Raw genomic sequence first — 6,391 nt, 5'->3', positions numbered from 1 at the left:
GGCACTGCTGGTGCTCACCCTGCCCCGGGCCCCCCGGGGCCGCCCCTCCCCCCACAAAGGGCCGCTCCTACAGAGATCGTGTTAGCCAGATGAGAGCGGGCTTGCCCCGCTATGGATTCAGAGCCTCAACTCCCCCGGCGTCGCCCCGAACAACTGCTTGAACGCCGCAATGAAGGCCGACGTGGAGTCATAGCCACAGCCCAACGCCGCGTCCGTCACACTCTCCCCCGCCTCCAACAGCGCCAGCGATGACAAAAGGCGCATGCGCTGGCGCCAGTTGCGAAAGCTCAACCCCGTCTCACGCTGGAACAGGCGCATCAAGGTCTTCTCCGACACCCCCAACTGCACCGCCCATTGCTGCAAGGTCTGCGGCTGGTCGGGCGCGGCGATCAGCCCGTTGCACAGCGCCAGCAGGCCGGGATGGCGGGGCAACGGCAGGGAGAACGCGACTTGCGGCAAGAGGCGCAACTGGTCGAGCAACACCGACACCAGGCGTGCCTCGACACTATCGCCTTCGGGGTAGTCCACGGCAAAGGTGCAGAACTGCTTGATCAGCTCCCGCGCCAGCGGCGTCACCTCCAGCACCCGGCACTCCTGCGTGGCCCAGGGGCAGGCATCGCGTCGTACGTACAGGCTGCGCATCTCGGCCTGCATCGAAGTCACCACCTCGTGCTCGGCCCCCGCCGGTATCCACACCCCCCACTGCGGCGGGGCGAAGTAGCTGCCGTCACGGGTATACACGCCAAGCACGCCGCTGATGGCGTAGGAGAACTGCACCCAGTCATGCTGGTGGCGCGTGGTCCAGGAGCCGGCACCTAGGCTTTCGGCACGGGCGTAGAGTGGCCTGGGCAGATGGTCCAGGGCGGGGATGGGGCGCGGGGCGGGGGTCTGTCCGACGGTCGACATGGCTAGGCCTGTTGTTTCTGATCGGACAAGACTAACAGCCCCGCGCCGGCTTAGCGCTCGACGATGGCCGTCACCCCCTGCCCGCCCGCCGCGCAGATCGAAATCAGCCCACGCCCCTTGCCGCGCCCGGCCAACAGCTTGGCCATGTTGGCCAGGATGCGCCCGCCGGTCGCCGCGAACGGATGCCCGGCGGCCAGCGAGCTGCCCTTTACATTGAGCTTGCTGCGGTCGATGGCCCCCAGCGGTGCGTCCAGCCCCAGGCGCGTGCGGCAGTAGTCGGGGTCTTCCCAGGCCTTGAGCGTGCACAGCACCTGCGCGGCGAAGGCTTCATGGATCTCGTAGAAATCGAAGTCCTGCAGGCGCAGGCCGTTGCGCGCCAGCAGCCGTGGCACCGCATACACCGGCGCCATCAGCAGACCCTCCTGGCCGTGGACGAAATCGACGGCGGCGTTCTCGCCATCGACCAGATACGCCAGCACTTCCAGGCCATGGGCCTGCGCCCAGTCATCACTGCCCAGCAGCACCAACGAGGCGCCATCGGTCAACGGCGTGGAATTGCCCGGCGTCAGGCTGCCCTGACCGCTGCGGTCGAACACCGGCTCGAGCCTGGCCAGCTGTTCCAGGCTGAGGTCGGGGCGCAAATTGTTGTCGCGGGTCAGGCCCAGGTAGGGCGTCAGCAGGTCGTCGTGCCAGCCTTCGGTGTAGGCGGCGGCCAGTTTCTGGTGGCTCTGCAGCGCCAGTTCATCCTGCGCCGCACGCTCGATGTGCCAGATCTGCGCCATGCGTTCGCAATGCTCCCCCATCGACAGCCCGGTACGCGGTTCACCGTTGCGCGGCAGTGCGGGTTTCAAGTGCCGTGGGCGCAACTTCAGGAAGGGCTTGAGGCGTTCGCCCAGCGTCCGGCCACGGTGGGCCTGCAGGAGAATCTGGCGCAGGCCCTCGTTGACCGCGATCGGTGCATCGGAGGTGGTGTCGACGCCGCCGGCAATACCACTGTCGATCTGCCCCAGGGCAATTTTGTTGGCGACCAGCAGCGCGGCCTCCAGCCCCGTGCCGCAGGCCTGCTGGATATCGTAGGCCGGGGTGCATGGCGACAGGCGCGAGCCGAGCACACATTCGCGGGTCAGGTTCATGTCGTGGGAATGCTTGAGCACCGCCCCGGCCGCCACTTCACCAAGGCACAGGCCGTGCAGGCGATAACGCTCGATGAGGCCCTCCAGCGCCGCCGTCAGCATCGCTTGGTTGCTGGCCCGGGCGTAGGCGCCATTGGAGCGTGCGAAGGGAATCCGGTTACCACCCAGGATCGCGACCCGGCGAGTTGAACGCATGCCTGTAACTCCAGAAGCAAATTGATCCGTAAGCGTAGTTCTTTTCGCCTGGTAGAACGCCCCTGCCACAAACATGGTCCACACTTGCATGCTTGCCTTCAGGGAGATCCGTACATGAGTGATCGCTATCTCGGCTTTGCCAACTCCAACCTCGGCCGGCGCCTGGTCGATGCCCTCGGCCTGCCACGCCCGGCCCCGCTGGAACGCTGGCAACCAGGCCGCCTGCGCCCGGTGGAAGGCGCCCTGGTGCTGGGCGGCGGGCCACTGGCCAGGCAGGTTGAGAGCATTGCCCCGCGCCTGACAGCCGAATGCTACAGCTTCAATGACGACAGCCTGCAATCGCCGGCCTGGGTCGCCGGCCTTGGGCCAAAACCCAAGGCGCTGGTGTTCGATGCCAGCGCGCTGGCCGACAGTGACCAGCTCAAGCAATTGCGCGAATTCTTCCAACCGCTGCTGCGCAGCCTGGCGCCTTGCGCCCACGTGGTGATCCTCGGCCGCCCCCCGCAGGCCACCGACGCCCCGCAGGCCGGCGTTGCCCAGCGCGCCCTCGAAGGCTTCAGCCGTTCGCTGGGCAAGGAGTTGCGCAACGGCGCCACCGCCAACCTGCTGTATGTCAGCGCCGATGCCGAGGACCAGCTGGAGGGTGCGCTGCGTTTCTTCCTTTCGCCCAAGAGCGCGTTCATCTGCGGCCAGGTACTGCACCTGAGCGCCTGCGCCGCCCAGGTCGGTGACTGGACCCGCCCGCTCGCCGGGCGCCGGGCCCTGGTCACCGGCGCCGCCCGTGGTATCGGCGCGGCCATCGCCGAAACCCTGGCCCGTGATGGCGCCGAGGTGACCCTGCTCGACGTGCCCCAGGCGCAAAAGGACCTCGACGCCCTCGCCGAGCGCCTGGGTGGCCGCGCCCTGGCCCTGGACATCTGCGCCGCCGACGCCGCCACGCAACTGGTCGAGGCGCTGCCCGATGGCCTCGATATCCTCGTGCACAACGCCGGCATCACCCGCGACAAGACCCTCGCCAACATGACCCCGGAGTACTGGGACGCGGTGCTGGCGGTCAACCTCAAGGCGCCGCAAGTGCTCACCCAGGCGCTGTTCGAGGCCGGCAAGCTCCACGATGGCGCACGCATCACCCTGCTCGCCTCGGTCAGCGGCATCGCCGGCAACCGTGGCCAGGCCAACTACGCGGCGAGCAAGGCCGGGCTGATCGGTTTTGCCCAGGCCTGGGCACCGACACTGGCCAAGCACGGCGCCAGCATCAACGCAGTGGCCCCCGGTTTCATCGAAACCCACATGACTGCCGCCATGCCCATGGGCCTGCGCGAGGCTGGGCGACGCCTGAGCTCGCTGGGCCAGGGCGGGCTGCCGCAGGATGTCGCCGAAGCCATCGCCTGGCTCAGCCAGCCGGGTTCGGGGGCGGTCAACGGCCAGGTCCTGCGCGTTTGCGGGCAGGCACTGATAGGAGCCTGACATGACCTTGACCTGGCACGACCTGCACAGCCCCGACGCACGGGCCAACCTGTACCTGCGCGCCCTGCGCAAACGCAAGATCAGCGCCACGCAGCTCCCCGAGCAAGGCTTGCGCTGCTTCCTGCGGGTCGACCCGAACCACCTGGCGGCCTACCGCCGGCTCTGTCACTTCCCCGACGATGGCCGCCTGCCGGGCACCTACCCGCACATCATGGCGTTCACCCTGCAGTTGCAACTGCTGACCGCCAACGCCTTCCCCTTCCCGCTGCTGGGCATGGTGCATCTGCATAACAGCATCGAAGTGCTGCGCCCGCTCGGCGGCATCGACGGGCTGCGCTTCGCCGTGCATGCACAGAACCTGCAGGCGCACGAGAAAGGCGGCACGTTCGACCTGATCACCGAGGCCGAGGATGGCCTGGGCCTGCTCTGGCGCGAGACCAGCCGCATGCTGGTGCGCAGGCTGAAACTCGACGCCAGCGCGCAACCAGCCGGCGAAACCGCCCCCACTGAGCTGCCCGAAGCCACCCGCTGGTACGCCGACAGCGATATCGGCCGGCGCTACGCCCGGGTGTGCGGTGACTACAACCCGATCCACCTGAGCGCGGCCAGCGCACGCCTGTTCGGTTTCCCCAGGGCCATTGCCCACGGCATGTGGAGCAAAGCCATGGCGCTGGCGGCGCTGCAGGGCCATCTACCGAAGGCCGGCTATGGCTTCGACGTGGATTTCCACAAGCCGGTGCGCTTGCCTTCGGAAGTGATACTCAGCGCCAGTGCGGCGGCGCCAACCGGTGAGCTGCGCTTGGATGGGCATGGCGGATTGCTGCACATGGTAGGTCGCTGGCGTTCCTGCTGATCATCTCGCGGGGCAAGCGTGGGAGCGGCGGTGCGCCGATGCGACTTGCCCCGCGATGAGGCCTGCGCTGATGTCACTTGCTTTACCGTCGACCTCGCCGGAAGCTATGCGCCACGAGGAGAGCCCCGATGAACCTGCAAGAACTGACCGAACGCCTGCACCGGATCCGCGACACCAACGACTGGCGCGGCTTCCACAGCCCGAAGAACCTGGCCATGGCCGCCAGCGTGGAAATGGCCGAGCTGGTGGAAATCTTCCAATGGTTGAGTGAAGACCAGTCACGCCAGTTGCCCCCGGAGCAACTCGCCCATGCCGGCCAGGAAGTCGGCGACATCGTCCTCTACCTGTTGCTGCTGTGCAGCGAGCTGGGCCTGGACATGAACGACGTGGTACGGGCCAAGCTCGCCGATAGCGAGAGGCGCTTCGGCAAATGAACGACCGTCACTTCGATGAACTGGCCACCCGCTTCGCCGAGAAGATCTACGGTGGCGCCAAGGGCGCGATCCGCCTGGCGGTGCTCCAGGCCGACCTCGCCGACGCCCTGCCCGACCGCCCGCTGCGCATCCTCGACATCGGCGCTGGCCTGGGCCACATGGCCCTGTGGCTGGCCCAGCGCGGCCACCAGCTGACCCTGGCCGAGCCCGCCGAGCCGATGCTCGAAGGCGCCCGTACCCGCTTCGCCGAGGCCGGCGTGCAGGCCACGTTCATCCAGGCGCCGTGGCAGGACCTGCTCGGCCAGCTGACCGAACCCTACGACCTGGTGCTGTGCCACGCGGTGCTGGAATGGCTGGCCGAACCGGAGAGCATCCTGCCGGTACTGCACCAGCTGACCGCCCCCGGCGGCTGGCTGTCGCTGGCGTTCTACAACCGCGACGCGCTGGTTTACCGCAACCTGCTCAAGGGCCACTTCCGCAAGTTGCGCAGCAACCGCCTGGCCGGTGAAAAGCAGAGCCTGACCCCGCAAAAACCACTTGATCCGCGCCAATTGCGGGCGCAACTTGAACCTCTGTGGCAGGTCGAAAGCGAAAGTGGCGTGCGTGTGTTCCACGACTACATGCCCAAGGAATTCCAGGACAAGGCCGAGCTGCTCGACCTGCTGGAAATGGAACTGGCGCACCGCCGTCACCCGAGTTTCGCCGGGCTCGGCCGCTACCTGCATTGGATCTGCCGCCCGCACTGACCCCAACGGCCAGGAGGAACCATGCCGTACCGCTTGCTCTGCCTGGCCCTCTTGCCATTCGCCCTGGCCGCCTGCCAAAGCAGCAACCCCTACGTGGCCAGTGGCAACCCCATCCCGCCGGCCCCGCCCCAGGCCGCCGGCACCTTCGATGCCAGCGCCTACCCGACGCCACCGCGCGACTATGGCCGCTACCGCAGTTGGAGTTGGCGCGACAACCAGCAGCCCCTCGGCCTGGCCAACGGCGAACCGGGGCAACTGGCCGACGCGGTGAGCAGCGCCCTCGATCAACAAGGCCTGCGCCCGGCCCGGGGTGGCGCGCCAGACTTGCTGGTCAGCGCTGACATCCGCCTGGAGCGGCGCCTGCGCCAGGTGCGCGACTACGACAGCTACGACCCCTACTACGGGCCCTACCCGTACGGCAGCGTCGGCTACGGCGGCTACCGCAACGGCTATGGCGCCTATGGCAGCGTACCGATCGTGCGCACCTACCAGGTCGAGGTCATGGTGGTGCGCATCGACCTGTTCGACGCGCGCAACGGCCAGCCGGTGTGGAGCGCCAGCGCCGAAAGCGGCAGTGACAAGGACTCGCCGCGCGAGCGCGAGAGCGCACTGCGCGAGTCGGTGAGCAAGGCACTGAGCGGCTATCCTCCCAGTTAA

7 protein-coding genes are annotated in these 6,391 nt (G+C 67.7%); 5 read left to right on the top strand and 2 right to left on the bottom strand.

The window, feature by feature from the left end; genetic code table 11:
• Positions 1–117: 117 nt before the first annotated feature.
• Positions 118–906 carry a helix-turn-helix transcriptional regulator gene (locus tag ABE459_RS19535; RefSeq protein ID WP_125860518.1) on the bottom strand — a complete coding sequence of 263 codons (789 nt, stop codon included), beginning with the start codon at positions 904–906 and terminating at the stop codon, positions 118–120.
• Positions 907–956: 50 nt separating this feature from the next.
• Positions 957–2,234 (bottom strand): acetyl-CoA C-acetyltransferase, encoded by a 1,278-nt coding sequence (locus tag ABE459_RS19530; protein ID WP_323830385.1) that lies wholly within the window; start codon positions 2,232–2,234, stop codon positions 957–959.
• A 114-nt stretch (positions 2,235–2,348) separates the two neighbouring features.
• Between ABE459_RS19530 and ABE459_RS19525 the strand changes: the two genes are divergently transcribed.
• The 5 genes from ABE459_RS19525 (at position 2,349) to ABE459_RS19505 (ending at position 6,391) form a co-directional block, all read left to right on the top strand.
• Positions 2,349–3,701 (top strand): 3-oxoacyl-ACP reductase, encoded by a 1,353-nt coding sequence (locus ABE459_RS19525; RefSeq protein ID WP_323830386.1) that lies wholly within the window; start codon positions 2,349–2,351, stop codon positions 3,699–3,701.
• 1 nt (position 3,702) lies between these two features.
• A complete protein-coding gene (locus ABE459_RS19520) occupies positions 3,703–4,554 on the top strand; it encodes a MaoC family dehydratase (protein WP_323830387.1) in 852 nt (283 codons plus the stop codon).
• A 128-nt stretch (positions 4,555–4,682) separates the two neighbouring features.
• On the top strand, positions 4,683–4,988 hold the full coding sequence (locus tag ABE459_RS19515) for a MazG-like family protein (protein WP_125465667.1): 306 nt from the start codon (positions 4,683–4,685) through the stop codon (positions 4,986–4,988).
• Positions 4,985–5,734, top strand: a complete 750-nt coding sequence (locus tag ABE459_RS19510; RefSeq protein ID WP_125465668.1) for a methyltransferase domain-containing protein — start codon at positions 4,985–4,987, stop codon at positions 5,732–5,734. Before ABE459_RS19515 ends, ABE459_RS19510 begins: the two co-directional genes overlap by 4 nt.
• 21 nt (positions 5,735–5,755) lie before the next feature.
• Positions 5,756–6,391: a DUF4136 domain-containing protein gene (locus ABE459_RS19505; protein ID WP_125465669.1), complete on the top strand. Its 636-nt coding sequence runs from the start codon at positions 5,756–5,758 to the stop codon at positions 6,389–6,391.

The organism is Pseudomonas sp. TWI923 (genome assembly GCF_039673365.1).
GTDB lineage: Bacteria > Pseudomonadota > Gammaproteobacteria > Pseudomonadales > Pseudomonadaceae > Aquipseudomonas > Aquipseudomonas sichuanensis.
The sequence above is the reverse complement of the archived record's forward strand: the minus strand, read 5'-3'. Positions and strand labels throughout refer to the sequence as shown.

What these genes read in the sequence shown, in the direction of transcription:
- ABE459_RS19535 (WP_125860518.1), bottom strand. Translation starts at nt 906, where the DNA reads ATGTCGACCGTCGGACAGACCCCCGCCCCGCGCCCCATCCCCGCCCTG.
- ABE459_RS19530 (WP_323830385.1), bottom strand. Translation starts at nt 2,234, where the DNA reads ATGCGTTCAACTCGCCGGGTCGCGATCCTGGGTGGTAACCGGATTCCC.
- ABE459_RS19525 (WP_323830386.1), top strand. Translation starts at nt 2,349, where the DNA reads ATGAGTGATCGCTATCTCGGCTTTGCCAACTCCAACCTCGGCCGGCGC.
- ABE459_RS19520 (WP_323830387.1), top strand. Translation starts at nt 3,703, where the DNA reads ATGACCTTGACCTGGCACGACCTGCACAGCCCCGACGCACGGGCCAAC.
- ABE459_RS19515 (WP_125465667.1), top strand. Translation starts at nt 4,683, where the DNA reads ATGAACCTGCAAGAACTGACCGAACGCCTGCACCGGATCCGCGACACC.
- ABE459_RS19510 (WP_125465668.1), top strand. Translation starts at nt 4,985, where the DNA reads ATGAACGACCGTCACTTCGATGAACTGGCCACCCGCTTCGCCGAGAAG.
- ABE459_RS19505 (WP_125465669.1), top strand. Translation starts at nt 5,756, where the DNA reads ATGCCGTACCGCTTGCTCTGCCTGGCCCTCTTGCCATTCGCCCTGGCC.